This is a genomic window from Ancylobacter sp. VNQ12 (genome assembly GCF_049445835.1).
Classification (GTDB): domain Bacteria; phylum Pseudomonadota; class Alphaproteobacteria; order Rhizobiales; family Xanthobacteraceae; genus Ancylobacter.
In genome coordinates this window covers 1-23,632 of the sequence record NZ_JBMSDU010000017.1, presented here as the reverse complement: position 1 = coordinate 23,632, position 23,632 = coordinate 1, and the positions used below count along the sequence as shown (strand labels likewise).

At 67.7% G+C, this 23,632-nt stretch carries 26 protein-coding genes and 1 tRNA gene; 9 read left to right on the top strand and 18 right to left on the bottom strand.

Going from position 1 to position 23,632, the window contains the following annotated elements; all coding sequences use genetic code 11:
• Positions 1-199 precede the first annotated feature (199 nt).
• The 13 genes from ACO2RV_RS19215 to ACO2RV_RS19155 all read right to left on the bottom strand — a co-directional run bounded on the left by ACO2RV_RS19215 (position 200) and on the right by ACO2RV_RS19155 (position 12,168).
• Entirely contained in the window at positions 200-1,201 is a 1,002-nt protein-coding gene (locus tag ACO2RV_RS19215; RefSeq protein WP_423295850.1) for a dihydroxyacetone kinase subunit DhaK, read from the bottom strand.
• A 63-nt stretch (positions 1,202-1,264) separates the two neighbouring features.
• Positions 1,265-1,675 carry a hypothetical protein gene (locus ACO2RV_RS19210; RefSeq protein ID WP_423295849.1) on the bottom strand — a complete coding sequence of 137 codons (411 nt, stop codon included), beginning with the start codon at positions 1,673-1,675 and terminating at the stop codon, positions 1,265-1,267.
• Between the two features lie 3 nt (positions 1,676-1,678).
• On the bottom strand, positions 1,679-3,310 hold the full coding sequence (locus tag ACO2RV_RS19205) for a putative PEP-binding protein (protein ID WP_423295848.1): 1,632 nt from the start codon (positions 3,308-3,310) through the stop codon (positions 1,679-1,681).
• Entirely contained in the window at positions 3,282-3,632 is a 351-nt protein-coding gene (locus ACO2RV_RS19200; protein ID WP_423295847.1) for an HPr family phosphocarrier protein, read from the bottom strand. Before ACO2RV_RS19200 ends, ACO2RV_RS19205 begins: the two co-directional genes overlap by 29 nt.
• A complete protein-coding gene (gene dhaM / locus ACO2RV_RS19195) occupies positions 3,632-4,045 on the bottom strand; it encodes a dihydroxyacetone kinase phosphoryl donor subunit DhaM (RefSeq protein ID WP_423295846.1) in 414 nt (137 codons plus the stop codon). Before dhaM ends, ACO2RV_RS19200 begins: the two co-directional genes overlap by 1 nt.
• Positions 4,042-4,656, bottom strand: a complete 615-nt coding sequence (gene dhaL, locus ACO2RV_RS19190; RefSeq protein ID WP_423295845.1) for a dihydroxyacetone kinase subunit DhaL — start codon at positions 4,654-4,656, stop codon at positions 4,042-4,044. The genes dhaM and dhaL overlap by 4 nt, the downstream gene beginning before the upstream one ends.
• A gap of 14 nt (positions 4,657-4,670) precedes the next feature.
• Entirely contained in the window at positions 4,671-6,305 is a 1,635-nt protein-coding gene (locus tag ACO2RV_RS19185) for a dihydroxyacetone kinase subunit DhaK (RefSeq protein ID WP_423295844.1), read from the bottom strand.
• Between the two features lie 66 nt (positions 6,306-6,371).
• Complete coding sequence (locus tag ACO2RV_RS19180) at positions 6,372-7,379, bottom strand: ABC transporter ATP-binding protein (RefSeq protein WP_423295843.1); 1,008 nt, start codon at positions 7,377-7,379, stop codon at positions 6,372-6,374.
• Positions 7,372-8,484 (bottom strand): ABC transporter ATP-binding protein, encoded by a 1,113-nt coding sequence (locus tag ACO2RV_RS19175; RefSeq protein WP_423295842.1) that lies wholly within the window; start codon positions 8,482-8,484, stop codon positions 7,372-7,374. Before ACO2RV_RS19175 ends, ACO2RV_RS19180 begins: the two co-directional genes overlap by 8 nt.
• A gap of 3 nt (positions 8,485-8,487) precedes the next feature.
• Positions 8,488-8,694 (bottom strand): hypothetical protein, encoded by a 207-nt coding sequence (locus tag ACO2RV_RS19170; protein WP_423295841.1) that lies wholly within the window; start codon positions 8,692-8,694, stop codon positions 8,488-8,490.
• Positions 8,691-9,635 carry a carbohydrate ABC transporter permease gene (locus ACO2RV_RS19165; protein ID WP_423295953.1) on the bottom strand — a complete coding sequence of 315 codons (945 nt, stop codon included), beginning with the start codon at positions 9,633-9,635 and terminating at the stop codon, positions 8,691-8,693. Before ACO2RV_RS19165 ends, ACO2RV_RS19170 begins: the two co-directional genes overlap by 4 nt.
• A 35-nt stretch (positions 9,636-9,670) precedes the next feature.
• Entirely contained in the window at positions 9,671-10,657 is a 987-nt protein-coding gene (locus ACO2RV_RS19160) for a carbohydrate ABC transporter permease (protein WP_423295840.1), read from the bottom strand.
• A gap of 188 nt (positions 10,658-10,845) precedes the next feature.
• Positions 10,846-12,168 (bottom strand): ABC transporter substrate-binding protein, encoded by a 1,323-nt coding sequence (locus ACO2RV_RS19155; protein WP_423295839.1) that lies wholly within the window; start codon positions 12,166-12,168, stop codon positions 10,846-10,848.
• Positions 12,169-12,516: 348 nt separating this feature from the next.
• On the opposite strand from ACO2RV_RS19155, the gene ACO2RV_RS19150 reads away from it, so the two are divergent.
• On the top strand, positions 12,517-13,575 hold the full coding sequence (locus tag ACO2RV_RS19150) for a sugar phosphate isomerase/epimerase family protein (protein ID WP_423295838.1): 1,059 nt from the start codon (positions 12,517-12,519) through the stop codon (positions 13,573-13,575).
• Positions 13,572-14,720 (top strand): Gfo/Idh/MocA family protein, encoded by a 1,149-nt coding sequence (locus ACO2RV_RS19145; RefSeq protein WP_423295837.1) that lies wholly within the window; start codon positions 13,572-13,574, stop codon positions 14,718-14,720. Before ACO2RV_RS19150 ends, ACO2RV_RS19145 begins: the two co-directional genes overlap by 4 nt.
• Positions 14,721-14,733: 13 nt before the next feature.
• Here ACO2RV_RS19145 and ACO2RV_RS19140 read toward each other — a convergent pair whose 3' ends face one another.
• Both ACO2RV_RS19140 and ACO2RV_RS19135 read right to left on the bottom strand, forming a co-directional pair.
• A complete protein-coding gene (locus tag ACO2RV_RS19140; RefSeq protein ID WP_423295836.1) occupies positions 14,734-15,015 on the bottom strand; it encodes an RNA-binding S4 domain-containing protein in 282 nt (93 codons plus the stop codon).
• 52 nt (positions 15,016-15,067) lie between these two features.
• Positions 15,068-15,143: transfer RNA gene (locus ACO2RV_RS19135), tRNA-Ile, on the bottom strand.
• Between the two features lie 264 nt (positions 15,144-15,407).
• Between ACO2RV_RS19135 and ACO2RV_RS19130 the strand changes: the two genes are divergently transcribed.
• Complete coding sequence (locus ACO2RV_RS19130; RefSeq protein WP_423295835.1) at positions 15,408-16,133, top strand: SIMPL domain-containing protein; 726 nt, start codon at positions 15,408-15,410, stop codon at positions 16,131-16,133.
• Positions 16,134-16,155: 22 nt separating this feature from the next.
• Here the strand turns inward: ACO2RV_RS19130 and ACO2RV_RS19125 are convergent, their stop codons facing one another.
• Positions 16,156-17,055, bottom strand: coding sequence for a diacylglycerol/lipid kinase family protein (locus tag ACO2RV_RS19125; protein ID WP_423295834.1), 900 nt, complete (start codon positions 17,053-17,055; stop codon positions 16,156-16,158).
• 175 nt (positions 17,056-17,230) lie between these two features.
• Between ACO2RV_RS19125 and ACO2RV_RS19120 the strand changes: the two genes are divergently transcribed.
• Positions 17,231-17,623, top strand: coding sequence for a hypothetical protein (locus ACO2RV_RS19120; RefSeq protein WP_423295833.1), 393 nt, complete (start codon positions 17,231-17,233; stop codon positions 17,621-17,623).
• Between the two features lie 18 nt (positions 17,624-17,641).
• On the opposite strand, the gene ACO2RV_RS19115 is transcribed toward ACO2RV_RS19120, so the two are convergent.
• Positions 17,642-18,607 (bottom strand): tetratricopeptide repeat protein, encoded by a 966-nt coding sequence (locus tag ACO2RV_RS19115; protein ID WP_423295832.1) that lies wholly within the window; start codon positions 18,605-18,607, stop codon positions 17,642-17,644.
• Between the two features lie 338 nt (positions 18,608-18,945).
• Here ACO2RV_RS19115 and ACO2RV_RS19110 point away from each other — a divergent pair, with 338 nt between their 5' ends.
• From ACO2RV_RS19110 to ACO2RV_RS19090, 5 genes are all read left to right on the top strand, one after another.
• On the top strand, positions 18,946-21,177 hold the full coding sequence (locus ACO2RV_RS19110) for a TonB-dependent receptor (protein ID WP_423295831.1): 2,232 nt from the start codon (positions 18,946-18,948) through the stop codon (positions 21,175-21,177).
• A gap of 86 nt (positions 21,178-21,263) precedes the next feature.
• Positions 21,264-21,947, top strand: coding sequence for a Fe2+-dependent dioxygenase (locus tag ACO2RV_RS19105; protein ID WP_423295830.1), 684 nt, complete (start codon positions 21,264-21,266; stop codon positions 21,945-21,947).
• Between the two features lie 79 nt (positions 21,948-22,026).
• On the top strand, positions 22,027-22,293 hold the full coding sequence (locus ACO2RV_RS19100) for a SemiSWEET family sugar transporter (protein ID WP_423295829.1): 267 nt from the start codon (positions 22,027-22,029) through the stop codon (positions 22,291-22,293).
• Between the two features lie 42 nt (positions 22,294-22,335).
• Positions 22,336-22,689 carry a DMT family protein gene (locus ACO2RV_RS19095; RefSeq protein WP_423295828.1) on the top strand — a complete coding sequence of 118 codons (354 nt, stop codon included), beginning with the start codon at positions 22,336-22,338 and terminating at the stop codon, positions 22,687-22,689.
• A 33-nt stretch (positions 22,690-22,722) separates the two neighbouring features.
• Positions 22,723-23,034 carry a hypothetical protein gene (locus ACO2RV_RS19090; protein WP_423295827.1) on the top strand — a complete coding sequence of 104 codons (312 nt, stop codon included), beginning with the start codon at positions 22,723-22,725 and terminating at the stop codon, positions 23,032-23,034.
• Between the two features lie 15 nt (positions 23,035-23,049).
• On the opposite strand, the gene ACO2RV_RS19085 is transcribed toward ACO2RV_RS19090, so the two are convergent.
• On the bottom strand, positions 23,050-23,632 hold a 583-nt coding region (locus ACO2RV_RS19085; protein ID WP_423295826.1), incomplete at its 5' end, for a PQQ-dependent sugar dehydrogenase.

The following is a 23,632-nucleotide window of genomic DNA, read 5'->3' as shown; positions in this document are numbered from 1 at the left end:
CCGCCGCCGTCGCGGCGCGTGTTCCCTGGCATTGGAGGAATGTAAACATCCCGCCGGGTCCGGCTTCCGGCAGATACGCATTTTAACCTATTCGCACGTCGGACGCTGCCCGCCGCTGTTCCAGGCGCACGGCTCGTTCCGACTTTCGGCGAATGAGGGCCGTGCGTCGCGCGTCGGCAAATTCAGCGCGTCGGCCGGCTCACCAGCTGAGGCAGGGCGTGGCCACGGGCGCGCACCACAGCTCGAATTGGTCGGTGTTGAGCAGGGCGAGCGTCAGCGACAGCCCCGCCATGTCGAGCGAGGTGACGAAGGTCCCGGTCAGCGCACGCGCCGGCACGATGCCGTGCTGCTCGAAGAAGCGGTGCGCGATGCCCTGCGCCAGGTAGAGTTCGATCGGGGGGGTGCCGCCGAAGCCGTTCACCAGCAGCAGCGGCCATTGCCGTGTGACGTCTTCCACGGTGGCGGGAAGCTCGGCGAGAATGCGCTCGCCGAGCAGGCGGACGATCTCGTCGGCGCCCGCCAGCGGTGTCCGGTGCAGCCCTGGCTCGCCATGGATGCCGACGCCGATCTCCATCTCGTCCGGGCCGAGCGAGAAGGTTTCGCGCGTGTTATTCGGCACCGTCACGCCGCGCAACGCCACCCCCATGGAGCGGACGCGGCCATTCAGGTCGTCCCCGAGCGCCTTCAGCGCGGCGAGGTCCGCGCCGCGCTCGGCGGCGGCGCCGATGAGCTTCTCGAACACGACGGTCCCGGCGACGCCCCGTCTGCCGCGGCCGCGCACCGATGGGCCGGTGGCGGCGTCGTCCTCGACGATCACGGTCTCGACGGCATGGCGCGCGGCCGCCATCTCCGCCGCCATCTCGAAATTCATCACGTCGCCGTCGTAATTCTTCACCACCAGCAGGCAGCCGGCGCCGGTGTCGGTCTCGTCCATCGCCGCGACGATCTGGTCGGGGGTGGGCGAGGAGAAGACATGGCCCGTGCAGGCGGCATCCAGCATGCCGCGCCCGATGAAGCCGGAATGCAGCGGCTCATGGCCGGCGCCGCCGCCGGAGATGATCGCGACCTTGCCCGGCACAAGATCGCGCCGGCGGATGAATTTGCGCCCGCCGCCGAACATCACCGTCGCCTCATGCGCGCGCACGAATCCCTCGAGGCTTTCGGCCACGAAGCTGTCGGGCGCGTTCATGATCTTCTTCATCCGCCGGCGCTCCGCGCGGACAGGTCGGCGGTGCGGCGCGGCACGAGGCCCGGCATGTTCACGTCACTCCCCCCCGTTCACCAGCGTGGCCATCTTCTGCACCAGCTCGGCGATGGCGTCGTCGAACTGGCGGTTTTTCTTCTCGTCGCAGAAATCCGGCGCCATCAGCGTCAGCGGACGCAGTTTCTCGCCCCCGCCCACATCCGGCAACCTTCCGGGATGCGCGGCCTGATAGGCGACGAGGAAGCGCTCCTGCTCGGCCGGGCTGAAATGGCAGACCCGGAAGATGGTCGGCAGATGTCGGGCGGGCAGCGGCGTCTCATAGGTCGGGCTCGTCACCTGGGTGACGAAGCTGCGGTGCTTGCCGAGCGCCGTCGCCAGCCGCTGGCGCGTGCCGGAGGGGCGGTTGTCGAGAATGCTGGCAAGGATGGTCTTGTAGGCGATCACCGCCTCGTCGCCGGGTTCGCGCGCCATCGCTCAGCCTTCCGTCCGTGCGGGCGGGAGGGCGCCGGAATGCAGCTGCGCGCGAACGGCGGCGAGGTGTCGGGGGGCCACCGAGAAGTCGCGAAAGCCGGCGGCCAGCAGTCGGGCGAGGCCCTGCGGGGTGCTGGCGAGGTCGCCGCAGACCGACAGGGGCGTGCCGAGCGCGCGGGCGGCGGCGCAGACTTGGTCCAGCAGACGGAACAAGGCGGGCTCCGATTGGGCGTTGAGAGGGGCCGTGGCGGGGTTGTCGCGCGCCGCCGCCGACAGATACTGCATCAGGTCGTTGGTCCCCACCGAAAAGAACGCCGCTGCGCCGAACTGATCGAGCGTCAGCGCCGCGGCCGGCACCTCCACCATGATGCCGATCGGCGGCAGGCGTGCGGGTATCCCGAGGCGGGCGAGGCGCGCCGCTTCTTCCTCGAACAGACTGTTCATCGCGCCGAGTTCGGCGGGAACCGTGACCATCGGCAGCAGCACGCTGACGGGCCCCAGCGCGGCGGCCCGCATCAAAGCCCGCGCCTGGATGCGGGCCAGTTCGGGGTGCGCCAGCAGGAGGCGGATGCCGCGCTCGCCGAGCAGCGAGGCCGGCCCGCCCTCGGCAATGCCCGGCAGCGTCTTGTCGCCGCCGAAATCCAGCATGCGCAATGTGACCGGCCGTCCCGCCAGGCGATGGACGATCTGCCGGTAGCAGGCGAAATGGCGTTCCTCGAACAACACCTCGGCAGCGGAGGCGAACAGGAATTCGGTGCGCACCAGACCGACCCCGTCCACGCTCGCCGGATCGAGATTGTCAAGGTCTGATAAGGTGTTGATGTTCACGCACAGTCGCGCCGGGGCCGCGTCGCCGGTCCTGCCCTCGCCCCACGCGGCAGGGGGCATGGTCATGGAGATGAGCGGGGGCGTCGGCGGCGGCATGGCCAGAGCGTCGGCGGGGTCGAGCCGAACGAGGCCCGCATCGCCGTCGACCAGGACGAGCTGCCCCGCGCGCGCCTCGACGGCCCCGAGGCCGATCACCATCGGCACGCCGTACGCGCGGGCCAGCAGGGCGACATGGCCGATGGCGCTGCCGGCCGACAAGGCGATGGCGCCGCCCTGCGACCAGTCATGCGCGAGGAACAGGCTCGGCGCCATGTCGTCGCCGACATAGACCGCGCCTTCGGGAAAGTCGGCGCGCGCGCGGCCGGCCAGCGCGTCAAGCACGCGGTGCTGCAAATCCGACAGGTCCGCCACCCGTGCCGCGAAGGCATCGTCACCGGGGCCGCTGGCAGTGAAGGCGTCGATATAGGCGCCCATGGCGCCGGCCCAGGCGAGCGCCGCGCCGTCCCCCTTGCTGATGCGCTCCAATGCGGGCACGAGGATTTCCTCGTCCAGCAGCATCTCGATCTGGAAATCCAGCACGCCGGCGCTCTGCGGATCCGCGCCGGCGGACAGGGCGCGCAATTCGGCGGCGGCCAGCGCGACCGCCGCCCTCAGGCAGGCTGCCGCGTCGCCGGTGGCCGGATCGACCACGGCGGCGGCACGATCGCGCGCGCGGAAGGCCGGCCCCAGCGCGCGGCCCGGCGAGGCGGGCGTGCCGCGACGATCGCGCGGGCGCGCGCTAAACGGGCCGGCCATCGGCCCGGCCATGCTTGCGGTCGTCGTCGAAATTGCGCCGCACCAGCTCGCTGAGCGCGACGACCGCCTCCTCGGCGCGGGCGCCTTCCGCCCGGATGCGCAGGCGCGTGCCCCGGCGGATGCGGGCGCCCATGATCTTCACGATGCTCTTGCCGTTCAGCCACTCGCCGGCTCCATCGACCGCGACCTCGATGGAGCAGGGGAAGCTCTTGGCGAGGCGGGTGAAGGTGACGGAGGGGCGCGCATGCAGGCCGGTGCCGTGGGTGACCTCGACCTCGGTCTGCCAGCTCTTGCCGGAGCGCTCGCGCGGGAGCAGGGAATTGAGCTCGCTCATCAGGGTGACAGTTCCTCGGCCGTCGCCACCACCTTGGCGAGGCTGGAGCCGCAGGAGGCTTCCGCCGCCGCCACCACGGCGCCTTCCACCAGCGGCGCGTTGCACACGACGATCCGTGCCGCGCGCGCGGTGCCCAGCAGCTCGGCCGCCATCTCGCTATTGGTCTCGGCGCCGCCGAGATCGACGAAGATGGCGACGCCCGCGTCCGACCAGGCGGCCTCGATGGCGGCCTGAATGCCCGCGACGTGAGTGCCGAGCCCGCCCTCGGCATTGCCACCGGTCCAGGCGAGCGGCACGCAGTCGCCGACCATCTGGCGCACCATGTCGGCCGCGCCCCGCGCCACCAGCGGGGAATGCGACACGATGACGATGCCGACATTGGCCGTGCGTTCTCCGGCGACACCCGCACTCATGACACGCGATGCTCCGCGAAATAGCCGCAGATGGCGGCGGCCAGCAGCGCGCAGCTCGACGCGCCGGGATCTTCATGGCCGATGGAGCGGGCCCCGAGAAAGGCCGCGCGTCCCCGGCGCGCCTGCATCGGCCCGGTCGAGCGGGCGGCGGAGCGGGCACAGGCGGCGATGGCCTCCGGCGCCGAACGCTTCCGCATTGCGGCCTGAACGGGGTAGAGCACGTCGAGCAGGGTCTTGTCGCCGGGACCCGAACGCCCGCGACGGGCGACGGCGGCGATGGCCGCTTCCAGCGTCGCCGCGAAGCCGGCGGCATCAGCATCGGGGGCGAGGCCGCGCCCGAGCTCCATCAGCAGCGTGCCATAGAGCGGGCCCGCCGCGCCGCCGATATTCATCACCAGCACGAGGCCGATCCGCTCCAGCGCCGCCGGCAGCGGCAGGGCGGCGATGGCCTCGCGCTCGGCGAACACCGCCTCCAGTCCCCGGCGCATATTGGCGCCGTGGTCGCCGTCGCCGATGGCGCTGTCGAGCACCGACAGGCGGTCGCAATTGCGGTTGATCTCGGCGCGGCAGAGCGCGATCAGCTGGGAAATGTGCCCCGCATCGAGATGCATCCGTCGTGCTCCCCCTAGGCCAGCCGGGCCATCGCCTCGAACACCCGCGCCACTGCGACGGCGCCGGGATCGGCCGAGCCTTCGAGGTCGCGTGCCCCGACATAGGTGGCCCGGCCGGCGCGTGCCCGCGTCATCGCCTTGGTGGCTTCCGCACCCTCCTGCGCGGCGGCCGCGGCAGCAGCGATGCCGCCCTGCGACAGCGCCTTCAGCGCGGGATCGAGCGAATCCACCAGCGTGCGTGCTCCCAATGTTGCACCGCCATAGAAGGTCATGCGGTCGAGCCCGGCAAGCAAGGCGGCGGCGACATCCCCGCTCTCGCGCATCGCCTTGCCGCTCGCGGTGAAGAAGATCGACATCAGCACACCGCTCGACCCGCCCATGGCCTGACTGAGCGTGTCGCCGATGGCGTGCAGCGTGGCGGCGGTGTCGGCCAGCGGCAGTGCCGCGAGCCGCGTCTCCACCGCGCGGGCGCCGGTGGCGACGGTGGAGCCGGTATCGCCGTCGCCGGCCCGCGCATCGAGCCGGTTCAGCTCCTCCTCCAGCCCGGCGAGCGTGGCGCAGGCGGCGAGGATCAGCGCCTCGGTCGCCTTGTCGGCGCTGGCCGGTGGTGCGGTGTCGCGCGCCGTCGCCGGAGCCGGCAGCACGCGGAGCGGGGCGGTTTCGACCACCGGCCGCCAAGCCAGCGGCTCGACGGGCGAAGCGAGCGCGACCTCGCGTGCCGCGTCGAGCCGCAGCAGCGAGAGCGAGAAGCCGTTCATGTTGAGCGCGGTCATCAGCGCCGCCGGGCCGATGACCAGCTTGACCTGCGTACCGAGCCGCGAGCGCAGCACCGTGTCGGCGATCAGGCCCATCTGCAGCGGCGGCACCGCGCCGAGATTGTTGATGAGGAGGGCATAGAAGGCGGCGGGGGCCAGCTTTTCGCCGAGGCGCTCGGCCATCAGGCCGACAATGGCCTCCGCCGGCTGAAGCGCGATGCGCTCGACGCCGGGTTCGCCATGGATACCGAGGCCGAGCTCGCCTTCATCGGCGCCAAGCCTGTCTTCATGCGGCTGGCCGGGGATCGACACGGAGGATAGCGCAACGCCGAGCGAGGCGATGTCGGCGCTAGCGGCGCGGGCGGCGGTGGCGACGGTGGCGAGGTCGGCGCCCGCCTCGGCGTGATGGCCGGCGATCTTGTGCACGAACAGAGTGCCGGCGACGCCGCGCGGCTGGTCGATCTCCGGCAGGGCGATGTCGTCGGCGACGATGATCATCTCGACATCATAGCCCTCGGCGCGGGCACGCTCGGCGGCGAGGCCGAAATTCAGCCGGTCGCCGGTGTAGTTCTTGACGATGAGCAGGCAACCCGGCGCGCCGGTGACCGCGCGGATGGCGGTGAGCACGGCCTCGACGCTCGGCGAGGCGAAGATCTCGCCCGATACCGCGGCGGTGAGCAGGCCGCGCCCGACGAAGCCGGCATGGGAGGGCTCGTGCCCCGCGCCGCCGCCGGAGATGACGGCGACCTTCGACTTGTCCCAGTCGGCGCGCAGCACGACCTTGATGTCGGGATAGGTGTCGAGCCGGGCCAGCTTGCCCGGCGGCGAGGTGCGCAGCAGACCGTCCAGCGCCTCGGTGACGATGCTTTCGCGGCGGTTGAAGAAATGTTTCATCGCTGCCTTCCACTTCCTGTCGGCACGTTGCGAAATCCAGCCGCGCGTCCCGGCGCGGCTGTCATGTCACGCGAGGCGTTGCCCGTTCTGTCCGAAATAGAGCGGGCGCCTGAGCGACAGGCGGATGCTGTCGCCCGCTTCGACCGGCAGGTCGGGGTCGGCCAGCGTGGTGAGCTTGTGGCCGCCGACCCTGATGTGCAGGTGGTTCTGGTCGCCGAGATGCTCGACCCAGTCGACCTGGGCGTTGCCGTGGGCGGTGCGGGCGATCTCCAGATGCTCGGTGCGCGCGCCGATAGTGCGGGTGCCGGCCGGCGGGGTGGGGCCGGGCAGCAGGTCGGCCGGCAAGAGGTTGATGTGCGGCTGGCCGAGGCGGGCGGCGACGTGGAGATTGGCGGGGTCGGTGTAGATCTCGCGCGGCGTGCCGATCTGTATCAGCTTGCCCTCACTGAGGATGCCGATGCGGTCGGCCATGGTCATCGCCTCGATCTGGTCATGGGTGACGTAGAGCAGCGTCGAGCCCATTTCCTTCTGGATGCGCTTGAGTTCAAGGCGCAATTCGCCGCGCAGCTTGGCGTCGAGCGAGGAGAGCGGCTCATCCATGAGATAGATGGCAGGCCGGCGCACCAGAGCGCGGCCGATGGCGACGCGCTGCATCTCGCCGCCGGAAAGCCGGGTGGAGCGGTTCTCCAGCTTGTGGTCGATGCGCACCATCTTCGCGACGTGCCGCACGCGAGCGTCGAGGCTGGCCGGGTCCATGCGGCGGGCCGGCGAGCGCAAGGGGAAGGCGAGGTTCTCGTAGACGGTGAGATGCGGGTAGAGCGAATATTGCTGGAACACGAAGGCGACATCCCGGCTGGCCGGGGCCTGGCCGTTCATCATCCGTCCGCCAATGGCGACGGTGCCGGCATCGGGCCTCTCCAGCCCGGCGATGAGGCGCAGCGTGGTGGTCTTGCCCGCCCCCGTGGGGCCGAGCAGCACGACGAACTCGCCATCGCTTATGTGGAGGTCGAGGCCGTCGATGGCGCGCTTGTCGCCGAAGCTCTTCGAGATGCCCTTGAGGGTGACGTCAGCCATGATGGGTCTCCCGGAGCAAGGCGCCGTCGTTCAGGGCGGAGGGAACGGCGCGGCCGCTGCCGCATTCGAACAGCGACAGCCGCTCGCTGGCGAAGGTGAGGCCGACGCGGTCGCCGACATGATAGGCGCGGTCGGCCGGCAGACGGGCGCGCACCAGGCCGTTCGCGGTCTCCACCGTGACGATCTGGTTGGTGCCGAGATATTCGCTGCCATAGATCGCCCCGCGCAAAGGCGAGGCGTCGGAGAAGCGGACATGCTCGGGGCGCACGCCGAGCGCCAGCTCGCCGGGGGCGACCTCGCTGCGGATCTCCGGCATGGCGATTTCCGCCTCGCCGATGCGCGCGGCTTTCGCGCCCTTGGGCAGGCCGGCGGTGAAGCGGATGAAGTTCATCGGCGGTGAGCCGATGAAATCAGCGACATACATCGAGGCGGGGCGGTTGTAGATCTCGCGCGGCGTGCCGAACTGCTCGATGACGCCGTGGTTCATCACCGCGATCTTGTCGGCCATCGCCATCGCCTCGATCTGGTCGTGAGTGACGTAGACCGTGGTAGCGTGGATGCGGTTGTGCAATTCGCGCAGCTCCCGCACCATCACGTCGCGGAACTCAGCGTCGAGCGTGCCGAGCGGCTCGTCCATCAGGAAGCATTTCGGCCGGCGCACGATGGCGCGCCCGAGCGCCACGCGCTGGCGGTCGCCACCGGCGAGGCCGGAGACCGACTTGTCGAGGATGTGGTCGATTTGCAGGAGCTTCGCCGTCTCCTCCACCCGGCGCTTGATCTCCGCCTTCGGCACGCCCTGGCTGAGCAGCGGGAAGCCGATGTTCTTGCGCACATTCATGTGCGGGTAGAGCGCGAAGAGCTGGAACACGAAGGCGATGTCGCGCGCGCTCGCCCGATTGTAGGTGACATCCTCGCCGGCGAGGCGGATGGTGCCGCCGGTCGGCAGCTCAAGCCCGGCGATCATGCGCAGCGTGGTGGTCTTGCCGCAGCCCGAGGGGCCGAGCAGCGCGAGGAACTCGCCATCCTCCACGGTGAAGCTGGAATCCTGCACGGCGACGAAGTCACCGAACGCCTTGCGCAGGTTCTCGACCCTGATCTCGGCCATGGTTCACTCCGGGAACTTCGACACGATCATGAACATGAGCGTGCCGGCGAGGAGGGTGACGAAGGAATAGGTGTAGAGCTCCAGCACGAAGGGCTGGAACAGCATGAGGAAGCCGAGGCCGATCACCGTGGTGGCGATGTTCTCCATCGGCCCGCGGCGCAGCAGGAACGGACGGCGGCGCCGGGTTGGTGCAACGCTCTGATCGCTCATTTGCGCACCGCCCCGAAGGTGATCCCGCGCAGCAGCTGTTTGCGCAGCAGGATGGTGAAGACCAGGATCGGCACCAGGAAGATGGTGGTGCCGGCGGCCACCGCCGGCCAGTCCTGCCCGCCCTCGCCGATAATGGTGGGGATGAAGGGCGGGGCAGTCTGCGCCGTGCCGGAGGTCAGCAGCGAGGCAAAGGCGTATTCGTTCCAGGCGAAGATCAGGCAGAAGATCGCGGTTGCGGCGATGCCTGTGGTCGCCTGCGGCAGCACCACCTTGCGGAAGGCCTGTAGCCGCGTGTAGCCGTCGATCATCGCGGCTTCCTCATATTCGCGCGGGATCTCGTCGATGAAGCCCTTGAGCAGCCACACCGCAAGCGAGACGTTCACCGCGGTGTAGAGCAGCATCATGCCGATCGCCGTGTCGGACAGGCCGAGCTGGCGGTACATGAGGTAGATCGGGATGGCGACGGCGATGGGCGGCATCATCCGGGTCGACAGGATGAAGAACAGCAGGTCGTCGGCCAGCGGCACCTTGAAGCGCGAGAAGCCATAGGCCGCCAGCGTGCCGAGCGAGACGGCGAGGAATGTCGAGCCGAAGGCGATGATCAGCGAATTGGCGAAGCGCGGCATGAAGTTGGATGCGCCGGCGATCACCATGTTGCGCTTGCGGGTGACGGCGTCGCACACGCCGTCCGGCTCGGGCAGGGCGGCGATGTATTCCGGCGTCTGCCGCGTGCGGGTGGTGAAGAGGTTGCAGTAGCCCTCCAGCGAGGGGGTGAACAGGATCTTCGGGGGATAGGAGATCGAGTCCGGCGGCGACTTGATGCTGGTGAGGAAGATCCACACCAGCGGCACCAGCGTGATCAGCGCGTAGACGATCACGATGGTCCCGGCGATGCGCTTGGAGGTCGCGCTCGGCTCGACGACCGAATGGGCGGCGGTCATGGGCGGGGTTTTGGCGGAGGATGCAGACGACTGGCTCATCTCTGCTTCACCTTGTTGAGCGCCTTCACATAGATGTTGGCGAGGCCGAACACCGCGACGAACAGAACGATGGCGAAGGCCGAGGAACGCCCGGTCGCCCAGGCCTCGAAGGCCTCGCGCTTGAGCGCGATGGAGGCGACCTCGGTGGTCGAGCCGGGCCCGCCGCCGGTGAGCAGGTTCACCATGTCGAACATCTTGAAGTTCTCAATGCCGCGGAACAGCACCGCCAGCATGATGAAGGGCAGCGCCATCGGCACGGTGATCGACCAGAACTGGCGCCAGTTGGAGGCGCGGTCGACCTCGGCCGCCTCGTAGATGTAGTCGGGGATCGAGCGCAGCCCGGCTAGGCAGATCAGCATCACATAGGGCGTCCACATCCAGGTATCGACGATGATGATGGCCCAGGGCGCCAGCGTCACGCTGCCGAGCATCTGGATCTCGGAGGTCGGGATGCCCGAGACGAAGGACACCGCATAGGCGAACAGCCCGATCTGCGGCTCGTAGAGGAAGCGCCAGAAATTGCCGACCACGGCCGGTGACAGCATCATCGGAATGAGGATGAGCGTGGTCCAGAAGGCGTGGGCGCGGAACTTGCGGTCGATGAGATAGGCGAGGCCGAAACCGATCAGCGTTTGCAGCACGATGGTCCAGAACACGAAATGCGCCGTGGTCTGCATGGCGATCCAGGTGTCGGCATCGCCCAGCACGCGGGAATAGTTGCTCAGGCCCACATTCTGCACCACCGCATTGGGTCGGTTGGCGCGGTAATTGGTGAAGGACAGATAGATCGCCCAGATGAGCGGGAAGATGTTGATCGCCAGCAGGAGGACGATGGTCGGGGCGATGAAAAGCCAGGCGATGGCGCGGTCCGACAGGCCGCGCACCCGGACCGCCAGCGGCTCCGGGGTTGCCCGCACCACGGCATCCGCCGCGCGCTGGGCCGCCTTGTGGGCAATGGTGTCGTTGGAAGCTGTCACAGGCATACCCGATGGGATCAGCGTTTGAGCGACGTCGTGTCCCGACAGTGCCGGGCGTCCGCAAAAGGCGACCCGGTCCGGCAGGCGGGCCGGGTCGCAGGTGGAGGCATGCCCCGATCGGAGGGGGCCGGTTGGAACCGGCCGGTCGCGGGGTGATCGGAGGCTCCTCAGGAAGGATCGTCAGCCATCTGCCGTCAGATCTTGCCTTCGTCCTTGAAGACTTCGGTCCAGTCTTTCACCAGCCCGTCGAGCGCGCCCTTCGCGGTGCCCTTGCCGGCGATGACATAGTCGTGGACGCGCTTCTGCATGGCCTGCAGCAACTCGGCGTAGCTCGGCTCCGCCCAGAAGTCCTTCACGATGGCCATGGATTCGAGGAAGGCGGGCGCATAGGGCTGGCTGGTCTTGAAGTCGGGGGCGTCGACCACCGCCTTCAGGCAGGAATAGCCGCCGAGCTTCCACCACTTGGCCTGCACGTCGGGCTGGGCGAACCACTTGATGTACTGGAGCGCGGCATCGCGCTTGTCCGAATAGGACACCACCGAGATGCCCTGGCCGCCGAGCTGGGCGAAGTGGAACTTCTCCGCCGGGTTGGGGAAGAAGCCGATGCGGTTGCCGCCGACCTTCTCGTCCTTGTACAGGCCGGGCCAGGTGAAGGCGAAGTTCATCTGCATCGCCACCTGGCCGGATTTGAAAGCGTCGGCGGATTCGACCATGTAGACGTTGGACGAACCGGGCGGGGTGCAGCAATCATAGAGCGCCTTGTAGAATTCAAGGCCCTTCACCGCTTCGGGCGAATTGACGAAGCCTTCCATGTCGTAGGGCTTCTTGGGGTTTTCGTACTGGAAGCCCCAGTCATAGAGGACGTTGGTCACGCCCATGGTGATGCCTTCGGAGCCGCGCTCGGTGTAGAGCGAGGCGCCATAGACCGTCTTGCCGTCGATCTGCCGCTTCTGGAAGAACTCGGCGATCTGCTTGAGCTGGTCATAGGTCTTCGGCGCGGCGAGGTCCCAGCCATACTTGGCCTTGAATTCCTTCTGGATTTCGGGCCGCTCGAACCAGTCCTTGCGGTAGGTCCAGCCCACCACGTCGCCCATCGCCGGCAGCGCCCAGTAATTCGGCGTGTTCTTCGGCCATTCGGAATAGCCGACCACCGTCGCCGGCACGAAGTCATCCATCTTGATGCCTTCCTTGGCGAAGAAGTCGTTCAGCTTCACGTAATGGCCGTTCTCCGCCGAGCCACCGACCCACTGGCTGTCGCCGATGATCAGGTCGCACAGCTTGCCGTGGGAATTCAGCTCGTTGAGGAAGCGGTCGGCATAGGCGGTCCACGGCACGAATTCGAACTTCATGTCGACGCCGGACTTGGCGGTGAAGTCCTTCGACAGTTCCACCAGGGCGTTGGCCGGATCCCACGCCGCCCAGCACAGGGTCAGCTGTTCCGCCTTGGCGGCCTGCGGCATGGACAGCGAGGCGCAGACCGCCGCCGTCCCGAAGAGGGATATCCACTTCTTCTGCATGCTCTCCTCCCAGAGAACGAGGTGGGTCTCATGCCCCCTCGATTGGCATTCGCGTTCCCGAACATTGCCCGGTCGCGTTTAGTATTGTGTTTAGTTATGTTGACAACGCTCAACATTGCAAGCGCAATTTCATGCTGCGGCGCAGCGACGTTCGGATGAAATTGGAAGAAATTATTCAATATATTAGGTGCCAAACCGTAGGCTCGCGACCAAGCCGGCGGGCATGCCATCCGCTAAACGCGAATTTGGCGTGTGCCCCTTGCCGGCACTTGCGCGCCGCCGTTACGCTGGGCGCAACCGACCGCGAAAAACAACGGATGGCCGGCACGATCCGGCCGGGAGGAAGACATGCGGACCATCAAGGGGCCGGGCCTGTTCCTGGCCCAGTTCATCGGTGCCGATGCGCCCTTCAATGGCTGGGAGCCGATCACCCGCTGGGCGGCGGAGTGCGGTTATGCCGGCGTGCAGGTGCCGACCAACGACCCGCGCATCCTCGATCTCGACCAGGCCGCCGCCTCGCGCGGCTGGTGCGAGGACTGGGCCGGACGGGGCGCCGCCAACGGCGTCGCCGTCACCGAGCTCTCCACCCATTTGCAGGGCCAGCTGGTAGCGGTGCATCCGGCGTACGACGCGATGTTCGACGCCTTCGCTCCGGCGGCGGTGCACGGCAGCCCTGCCGCCCGGCAGGCATGGGCGGTCGACCAGATGAAGAAGGCGCTGACCGCCTCCCGCCATCTCGGCCTCACCGCCATGGTCAGTTTCTCCGGCGCGCTGGCCTGGCCCTATGTCTATCCCTGGCCGCAGCGCCCGGCCGGGCTGGTGGAAGAAGCCTTCGACGAACTGGCGCGCCGCTGGCGGCCGCTGCTCGACCATGCCGATGCCTGCGGCGTCGACATCTGCTTCGAGATCCATCCGGGCGAGGATCTGCATGACGGCGACACGTTCGAGATGTTCCTGGCGCGGGTCGGGCATCATCCGCGCGCGAAGATGCTCTACGACCCCTCGCACTACGTGCTGCAACAGCTCGACTATCTCGATCACCTCGACATCTATGCCGAGCGCATCGGCATGTTCCATGTGAAGGACGCCGAGTTCAATCCGACCGGCCGCAAGGGCGTCTATGGCGGCTACCAGCCCTGGCTGAAGCGCGCCGGGCGCTTTCGCAGTCCCGGTGACGGGCAGGTCGATTTCGGCGCCATCTTCTCCAAGCTGGCCGCGATGGATTTCGATGGCTGGGCGGTGGTCGAGTGGGAGTGCTGCCTCAAGCATCCCGAGGACGGCGCGCGCGAGGGGGCAGCTTTCGTGAAGCACCACATCATCCGCGTCACCGAGAAGGCGTTCGACGATTTCGCTGCCGCCGGCACTGGCCATGCCGCCAATCGCCGCCTGCTGGGCCTGGACCGATGAGCGCCCCGATCCGCGAGCCAATCCGTCTCGGCATGGTGGGCGGGGGCGCCGGCGCCTTCATCGGCGCGGTGCACCGCATCGCCGCGCGGCTCGACGGGCAGTTCCAGCTGGTCGCCGGCGCATTGTCCGCGACGCCGGAGAAGGCCCGCGCCTCGGCGGCCGAACTCGGCCTTCCCCGCGCCTATGACGACTACACCGCCATGGCGAAAAGCGAGGCGCGGCGCAGGGACGGTATCGAGGCGGTGGCGATCGTCACGCCGAACCACATGCATGCGGGCCCCGCCATCGAATTCCTCAAGCGCGGCATCCATGTCATCTGCGACAAGCCGCTGACCGCGACCATTGCGGAGGCGAAGAAGCTCGCCCGCGTTGCGGAACGCTCAAATGCGCTGTTCATCCTCACCCACAACTACACCGGCTACTCCCTGGTGCGCCAAGCCCGCGCCATGGTGGAGGCCGGCGAGCTCGGCCGCATCCGTCTGGTACAGGTGGAATATGTGCAGGACTGGCTGACCGAGGCGGCCGAGAAGCACGGCTCCAAGCAGGCGGAGTGGCGCACCGACCCCGCGCGCTCCGGCGCGGGCGGCGCCACCGGCGACATCGGCACCCATGCCTACAACCTCGCCTGCTTCGTTTCCGGCCTCACCCCGGAAGCGCTCGCCGCCGAGCTTTCCACCTTCGTGCCGGGCCGGCCGCTCGACGACAACGCCCATGTGCTGCTGCGCTTTGCCGGCGGGGCGCGCGGCATGCTGTGGGCGAGCCAGGTGGCGCCGGGCAATGAGAACGGCCTGCGCCTGCGCGTCTATGGCGAGAAGGGCGGGCTGGAATGGGCGCAGGAGAATCCCAACCAGCTGTGGTTCACCCCCTTCGGCCAGCCCAGGCGCCTGCTCACGCGCGGCGGCGCGGGCGTCGGTGAGGCGGCAGCTCGCGTCACCCGCACGCCGCCGGGCCACCCGGAAGGCTATCTGGAAGGCTTCGCCAACATCTATGCCGAGGCGGCGCGGGCTATCCGCGCCCGGCAGGCCGGCGAGGCGCTCCCCGAGGGCGTCATCTACCCGACGCTGGCGGACGGGCTTGCCGGCATGCGCTTCATCGAGGCCTGCGTGCAGTCCTCCCGCCGCAACGCCGCCTGGGTGACGCTGTGAGCGGGCGCGCGCCTCACGCGATGAGGCTGTAGAGCCCGCGCGCCTCGACGGCAGGCCCCCGCCTGTCGCCCAGCGCCTCGATGCGCAGCACGACGACGCGCTCATGCAGCACGACGGTCAGCACATCGCCCGGCCGCACCGAGCGGCTGGATTTGTCGAGCCGGGTCTGCTGCCCGTTACGGGTGAGCCGCACTACCCCGTTCTCGATGAGCTCGGTCGCCAGAGTGCGCGTCTTCACGAAGCGCGCCCGCCAGAGCCAGATGTCGATGCGGCAGTCGTCCCGGCTTTCAACCATGCGTACCCACACGCTTGACGTCGATCGCTTCCACAGGGCTTTCCGGAGGTCTTGGTGGGCCCGGTAGGACTCGAACCTACAACCAGACCGTTATGAGCGGTCGGCTCTAACCATTGAGCTACAGGCCCGGCCGGCGGTGCCGGGTGCGCGTGACGCGGGCGGAAACTAGCAAATGCCTGGCGCCGCGCCAACAGCACGTCGGCGTCCGTCCACCGCCGCTCCTTCGGCACGGTCGTACCGGCGTTCCGGGCCGGGCGTAGCGTATCTCCGCGGCCGGGCGGCCGTCCCCGCTTCTCGCGCGGTGCTGCCGTATTGCCGCCGCCTTCGGCGGGTGGTCTGCGCGCGTGCCGCTTCGTCACCCGACGGGCGGCCGGTATCGAGGATTGCCAGACATGACTTTCATCCGTGTTTCCCTGTGCGCCGCCGCGCTGCTGGCGAGCCTGTCGCCGCTGGCCGCGCAGGACATGCCCGCCCCCGCGCGCCGGCCGACGCTGACCGTCACCGGCGAGGGAGTGGCGCGGGCGACCCCCGACATGGCGAGCTTCTCGACCGGCGTGGTGAGCGAGGCCAAGACCGCGCGCGAGGCGCTCGACGCCAATACGACGTCGGTGGGCGCGATGGTCGAGGCCATCAAGGCCGCCGGAATCGAGCCACGCGACATCGCCACCTCCGGCTTCAGCGTGCAGCCGCAATATGCCCCGCCCAAGAAGGACGGCAGCGAGGCCCCGCGCATCACCGGGTATCAGGTGCACAATGCCGTCACCGTCCGGGTGCGCGACCTCGCCAAGCTCGGGGACCTCCTGGACCGCGTGGTGACGACCGGCGCCAACCAGATCGGCGGCATCGCCTTCGACATTGCTGAGCCGGCAAAGCTGCAGGAGGCCGCGCGCGTCGAGGCGGTGAAGGATGCCCGTCGCCAGGCCGAGCTCATCGCCGGGGCCGGCGGCGTGCGCCTGGTACGCGTGCTGTCGATCACCGGCGAGGGGGCGACGCCCATGCCGCGTTTCGCTGCGGCACCGATGATGATGAAGGCGCAGGCCGATTCGGTGCCGGTGGAGGCTGGCGAGAGCGAGATCCGCGCCAACGTGACCGTCACCTACGAGATCGAGCCGCGCTGACGGGCGCGCCGCGGCGACCGGCTCATTCCGGGGGCCGCGGCGGCATCAGCACGGTGAGCGCCTTCGGCACGATGGCATAGTTGAGCGGCAGCCTCTGCCGGTCGAGCTCGCCATCGGTGGAGACCCAGGAGCGGGCGCGGTTGGGGCGCGTCAGGGTGATCGAGCGGCCGGTGAGGCTGACGATCCCCGGATTGCCGCGCCAGTTGTCCGTCACCATGTCGGCGCCCGCCTTCAGCATGGAGAGCGCCCCGCGCTCCTCGGCGATGTGGATTTCCATGAGGTTCTCGTCGAGCCGGGCCCGCCGCCAGCCGGGGCCGGTGAAGCGGTTGACCGAGACCAGCGCGGCGAAGGCGTGGAAGCTGTGCGGTTTGCCGTCTATGGTGAGGTCGAGATGCATGCGGCCGCTGCGCCGCAGCGCCAGCACGGCGGCGATCGCCACGGCGAGGAAGCGCCACAGCTTCCAGCGCCGCGCCGTCTCGCGCGCCCGCGCCATCTGGCTGAAGAAGCCGAGCCCGGAAATCGTGTGGAACAGCTCGCCGTTGAGGGTGGCGAGGTCGATCGCGTGCGGGTGTGCGTCTCCGAGCGCGGCGAGCGCCGCCTCCAGCTCCATCGGCATGCCGATGTCGTGGGCGAGCAGGTTCAGCGTGCCGAGCGGCAGGATGCCGAGCGTCTTGCCGGAACCATCGAGGCTGCGAACGGCGAGGTTCACGCTGCCGTCGCCGCCGCCGACGATGACGGTGTCGTGCGGTCCCCGCCCGGACTGGCGGATGGCGCGGACGAGGTTCTGCCCGCTCAGCAGATGCACCTCGACCTGCCGGCCGCTGCCGCCGAGCTCCCGCGCGACCAGCGCGCGGACCTGTTCGGCGTCGCGGTCGAGCAGGGTCCCGGCACGGGCGTTGAGAAGGACGAGGATGTTGCGCATGGCGATCCGGAGGTGTGGCGGGTGAACGCCTGGAGTGTGTCACGCGTTCCGCAGCGTTGGATATCGAGTCTTTCGCCGTCTGCGCCCGGAGCATGGCAGGAAATCGGCGGATTGCGGAGCGGGCGGGATCCGTGCACTGATTTGGCTTCGACACGGCACGGCGGGCGAGGCGAGAGTGGGCCAGGCAAGCACGACATCCATATTGCGCCTGCGGGCGGGCTTCCTCGTTCTGGCGGCGCTGGCCTTCGTCTCGGTCAGCGCCGGGCGCTGGACCGCGACGCTGTTCTCGCTCGGCTGGGGCTGGGCGGCGCTGATCGGCGTGGTCATCGCCTTGCTGGTCGCGCTGATCGTGACCCGGCTCGACCGGCTCGCCTATTTCGGCATCGCCGCCATCATCACGCTGTTCGGCGCCTACACCGCCTATGATTTCGCGCGCGGCCCGGTGGACTGGTCGCAAGGCTGGGCATTCGCGCTCGCGCTGGTGCCCGGCGTGCTGCTGGCGCTTGCCTTCTGGGATTTCCGCCACATCGTCCGCGAAGTGCGGCTCTGGCTGAACAGCCGTAGCTGAACAAGGCCGTCCCGAGCCTCAGCGCAAGGCGGTCGCCGCGAGATAGCGGAGCCGGCGGGCGAGGCGCTGCCGCAGGGGAGGCCGGCGCGGCGGGGCAGGGGCCTCGGGGACGGCAGCCTCGATTTCCCGCGCGCGGGCAAACAGGGCGCTGGCGGCTTCTGCATCGGGCTCGGCACCCAGTCCTTCGGCGAGAGCGGTGGCGTAGGCTCTGAGGTCGCTCGCCTCGCCCGTGGCCACGGCGCGCTCCAGCGCGCGGCGCGCCAGAAGCCGTAAGGCCGGCGGATCGGCCTCGCGCAGACCCGCGCCGATGTTGCGGCAGAAAGCGGGGACGCCGTTCTCGATGGCGCGCGCGAACCAGGGCAGGGCGGCCTCCAGCCGGCCGGTGCGCTCCAGCAGCAGCCGCGCATAGTCGAACTGGCCGCGATAATCCTCGCCCATGGCGCCGCGGCGATACCAGCGCAGCGCCGCCGCCGGGCGCGGGGGCCGCTCCCAGCCAAGCTCGCAATAGCGGCCGATCATCGTCATCGCCTTGGCGTTGCCGCCGCGCGCCGCCCGCACATACCAGCGCAGAGCCTCGCCGCGGTCGGCAGGCACGCCCTTGCCGTCGAGCAGCAGGGTGGCGAGGTTGAACTGCGCCCAGGCGTGGCCCTTCTGCGCGGATGCGCGGTAGTGCCGGGCCGCCTCCGTCAGGTCGACCGGCACGCCCCAGCCCAGTTCATGGCAGCGCCCGACCATGTTGGTGCCGTCCGCGCTGCCGGCGGTCGCCGCCACGGTGAACCAGCGCAGGCCCGCCTGCGGGTCGCGCGGCACGCCATGGCCCTCGATCAGCATCCGCCCCCAGGCGATCTGGGCGTGAATCAGCCCGTTGAGCGCTCCCGCCTCGACCCAGCGCGCCGCCTGAGCGGGACTTTCACTGATGCGCGCGCGCAACACATCCGGCCCCATTTTTTCGAGGGCCGAGTAGGAAATCCATTCCCCGCGCATGTCCCGCTGTCGCCGATCGCTGTCTGTTGTCGCCGGTGTCAACGGCTGCACGAGCCGCGCCGCCGCCATCTTTCCGAATGTTTCCATAAGGTCTCGGCTCGCATTTCTGCAAGCGTGAGCCATTTGTTTTAGTTTGTAATAATTAGAAACTATAGTTTCGAGTCATTCTCGTATGACAAAGTTGGAACAGATAAAAAACATAATGTTTGAAAGCCCTTGGAATCAAATATATGAGACCGGAAACACGCTAAGTACAGGGTTGGGGTGACATGAAGACCTTGAAGACGCTTCGTTCAACTGCGCCAAGCGCTGCTCTTGCTGCCGGCGTTGCGGCGACCATGAGCGCGGTTCCGATGTTCGGCGCAGCCGCCCAGCAAGCCGCGACGACGTCGGCCGCCGGCGAGGAACTGCCCACCGTTACCGTCGAGGGCGAGAATTCTCCGGCCAACACGCTGGAAGCGTCCACGGGCCTTTCGCGCTTTCCCGGCACCATTCAGGACACGCCGCAGACGGTCCAGGTCATCACCCAGCAGACCATGCAGCAGCAGGGCGTTACGACGCTGGAGCAGGCGTTGCGCAACGTGCCGGGCGTCACCTCGGGCATCGGCGAGGGCGGCGGCGGCATGAATGGCGACCAGTTCCGCATTCGCGGCTTCCAGGCCAAGGGCGACATCTTCATCAACGGCCTGCGCGATTTCGGTGTCTATACCCGCGACAGCTTCGCCTATGAGAGCGTCGAGGTGTTCAAGGGCTCGACCTCGGAAGGCTTCGGCCTCGGCACCACCGGCGGCGCCATCAACTCGACGCTGAAGGCGGCGCATCTCGGCGACAAATATGATGTCGAGGGTCAGTTCGGCACCGGCCCGCTCTATCGCGGCGTGTTCGACGTCAACAAGCAGTTCAACGACACCTCGGCGATCCGCATCGTCGGCATGGTGAACGAGCAGGATGTTGCCGACCGCGACAATGTCGAGGCGAACCGCTACGGCATCATGGCCGATCTCGGCTTCGGCCTCGGCACCGACCAGACGCTGCACGTCAACTACCTGTACCAGCATGGCGATCGCACGCCGGACTACGGCGTGCCGGTGGTGACGCCCGGCTTTGCCGACGTGGCGCGCTTCGGCGCGCTCGGCCAGCCGGTGACCGAGTTCGGCGTGCCGCGGGAGACCTTCTACGGCAAGGTGACCGACCAGGACGTCACCGACGTCAACATGCTGACGGTCAACTTCAAGCGCGAAGTCAACGATTGGCTGACCGTCACCAATGACACCCGCTTCGGCTATTACACCCGCGACTTCGCCACCACCGTGCCGGGCTGCGGCAGCAGCACGGCGTCCGCCACCGCCTATGCCGCGAGCTGCACCGGCCAGTTCTTCGCTGGCGGCAACCCGGCCATCTCCTTCGGCGGCGGCAATCCGGGCTATTATCAGGAAAGCTACAGCGCGCAGAACGTCGCCACCGCCGTTGCCAAGTTCGAGACTGGCTGGCTGCGCCACGAGGTCGTCGCCGGCATCGACCTGAACACGGTCACCAGTGATCGCACGCTGGTTTCGGTCAGCGGTTCGAAGGGCACCTCGACGATCTACGACCCGATCTTCGAGAACACCACCGGCTACTATCTCTACTCGAATCCGTTCGGCAATAACGGCCAGCGCAATTCGGGCGCGACCGATGTCGGCCTGTTCGTCAGCGACCGCGTGTGGTTCACCGATGCGATCTCGCTGCTCGCCGGCGCCCGTTACGACAATTACTCCGCCGATTACAGCTATTGGGCCGTGACCGGCGGCAAGGGCGCCTGGGTCGACACCGACTCCCGCACCGACTTCTGGAGCCCGAAGATCAGCCTCATCTGGGAGCCGACGCAGTTCCAGACCTATTACGTGTCATGGGCCAAGTCGTTCACCCCGCAGGGGGCCTTCCCGACCAACGACATCACCGTCGTCAACCCGGTGCAGAACGACCTGGAGCCGGAGGACAACGAAACCTATGAAGCCGGCTTCAAGATTTCCGTCCTCAACGGCAAGCTTGGCTTCACCGGCGCAGTGTTCCAGACCGACAAGAGCAACGCCTTCTACACCGACCCGGTGACGGGCGACTCGGTCGAGACCGGCGAGAACCAGCGCGTGCGCGGCGTCGAGCTCGGCATGACCGGCAACATCACCGAAGCGTGGACGATCCAGGCCTCCTACGCCTACTACAACAGCGAGATCCAGACCTCGACCACGGCGTCCTATGTCGGCAACGAGATTCCCTTCGTCTCGCCCAACAACTTCACGCTGTGGACGACCTACAATCTCAGCAAGAACTTCACCCAGATCCCGGGCGAACTGCTGGTCGGCGCGGGCGTGACCTATGCGGACGAGTACTACACCAACTCCGCCAACACCGCGATCATCCCCGACACCTTCTCCCTCGATGCCCTGGTCTCCTACAAGCAGGGCAACTACCGCATGGCGCTCAATGCCTACAACCTGACCGACGAGCTGAATTACGCCGCCGGCTGGGGCAACCGCGCCATTCCCGCTTCCGGCCGTACCTTCACCCTCACGGTCGGCGCCACCTTCTGACGGGCGTGTCCCGCCAGCCTTGACCGTCTCATCTCGGGGGGAAGGCCGGCACAACCGGCTTTCCCCCTCTTTTCCGTTTGAAGAACATGCTCATTCAGATTCCAGACATTCTGACCCCGGAAGAGGTCGCCCATTGCCGCCGCGTGCTCGAAGCCTCGCAATGGGTGGACGGGCGTGTGACCGCCGGCGCACAGGCGGCGAAAGCCAAGCTCAACTTGCAGATCCCGGTGGACTCGCGCGAGGCGCACGAGCTCGGCGACCTCATCCTGCGCGCGCTCGGCCGCAACCCGATCTTCAACGCCGCCGCCCAGCCGCTGCGCGTGCTACCGCCGATGTTCAACCGCTACGATGTCGGCATGAAGTTCGGCGCCCATGTCGACGGCTCGATCCGTACCATTCCGCAGACCGGCCAGCGCATGCGCGCGGATGTGTCGACGACGATCTTCCTCACCGATCCGGAGGAGTATGACGGCGGCGAACTGGTGATCGAGGACGCCTATGGCGCGCATGAGGTGAAGCTGCCGGCGGGCCATGCCGTGGTCTATCCGGCCTCCAGCCTGCACAGCGTCAACGAGATCACCCGTGGCAGCCGCTGGGGCTCGTTCTTCTGGTCGCAGTCGATGATCAAGGACGACCAGAAGCGTGCCATGCTCTACGATCTCGATATGGCCATCGTCGGCACGCGGATGAAGCTGCCGGACGACGACCCGTCCGTGCTGTCGCTGGCGAACGTCTATCACAACCTGTTGCGCCACTGGGCCGAACTGTGAGCAAGGGCGCCCGGCTGGCCGATTGACAGGGAAGGGGCCGCATGGGAGGCGTCGTGCTCGCGCGCGAGGTCGGGAGTCCATGGTCGGTTCGTCGCTTTCCACCGAGCTCATCGGCAGCGTAGCTGCGGTGCTCACCACGCTGTGCTGGCTGCCGCAGGCCTTCAAGATCCTGCAAAGCCGCGAAACCCGCGACCTCTCGCTCGTCGCCTATCTCGCCTTCGCGGCGGGCGTGGCGCTCTGGCTGGTCTATGGCGTGCTGATCGGTTCGATTCCGGTCATTATGGCGAATGCCGTGACCCTCGTCCTGCTCCTCGGCATCCTGTCGCTCAAGCTGCGCTATGGCTGAGACGGGACGCGGATCCACACGCACGCACTCGACGGAGAACCGATGTTCGGCTTCATCCCCCCGGCGCTGACGCCGATCCTCATGCTGTTCGCCTCGAACGTGTTCATGACCTTCGCCTGGTACGGTCATCTCAAGCACAAGTCGACGCCGCTGCTCATTGCCATCCTGGTGAGCTGGGGGATCGCGCTGTTCGAGTACTGCCTTGCCGTGCCGGCCAACCGGCTCGGTTCGGCGGTCTATTCGACGGCGGAGCTGAAGACCATGCAGGAGGTCATCACCCTCCTGGTCTTCGCCGGCTTCTCGGTGCTCTGGCTGAAGGAGCCGCTGGGGTGGAACCACCTCGTCGGCTTCGCCTTCATCGCGCTCGGCGCCTGGTTCATCTTCCAGAAGTGGTGATGCGAGAAGGCTCGCTCATTTAAAAGATCGTGTGTGCAGTTCTACGCTTTGGCATCAACTAACGTCGAACGGGAGAGCCTTATGCCATCGAAGAAAGAGCCTCGCCGCCCATTGGAGTATGCAGTTGCACACTACTTATTTCTCTTATCAAAAGATGTGCCGGATGATGAGTCTGGTTTGTATCGAGCTACCGCGTTAGCGCTTATCGGTGAGCCAGTTTCGCCAGATTTCCTAGCGCTGGCTGCGAAACACAAATCGAATGACGATCCACTTTATGATCGTTCAGACATTCGATTAGGCCCAGATCTGGAAGAGGTATGGGGTCTCGAAGAAATCAATCCGTAACCGCAATCAATATAATCAATCCGCCGGGGCGAGGCGCAGCAACCGCCCGTCCGGGCTGTCGGTAAGCAGCCACAGCGCGCCGTCCGGTCCCTGGCGCACGTCGCGGATGCGCTCGCGCAGCTCGGTCAGCAGCACCTCCTCCTCGACGACGCGCTCGCCGGCCGGGTCGAGCCGCAGCCGGATCAGCCGTTGCCCGGACAGCGCGCCGGTGAACAGGCTGCCCTTCCAGCCCGGCAGCAGGCTGCCGGTGTAGAAGGCGAGGCCCGAGGGCGAGACCGACGGGTCCCAGTATCTGACCGGCTGCTCCATGCCGGGCCTTGCCGTGCCCTCGCCGATGCGCCCGCCGCCATATTCGCGGCCATAGGCGATGATCGGCCAGCCATAGTTCCTGCCGGCCTGCGGGTGGTTCAGCTCGTCGCCGCCGCGTGCGCCGTGCTCGACGGTCCACAGGCGGCCGGTGGCGGGGTCTATCAGCCCGTTGACGAAGTCGCATTCGCCTGATTCCGTCTGAACATCGCGATTCGGACGGGGGCGTGTGAGATGGCGATGCGGCGGGAGACCGGGTCTCAGGGTGATCTGGTCGTGACATGGGCTGAGA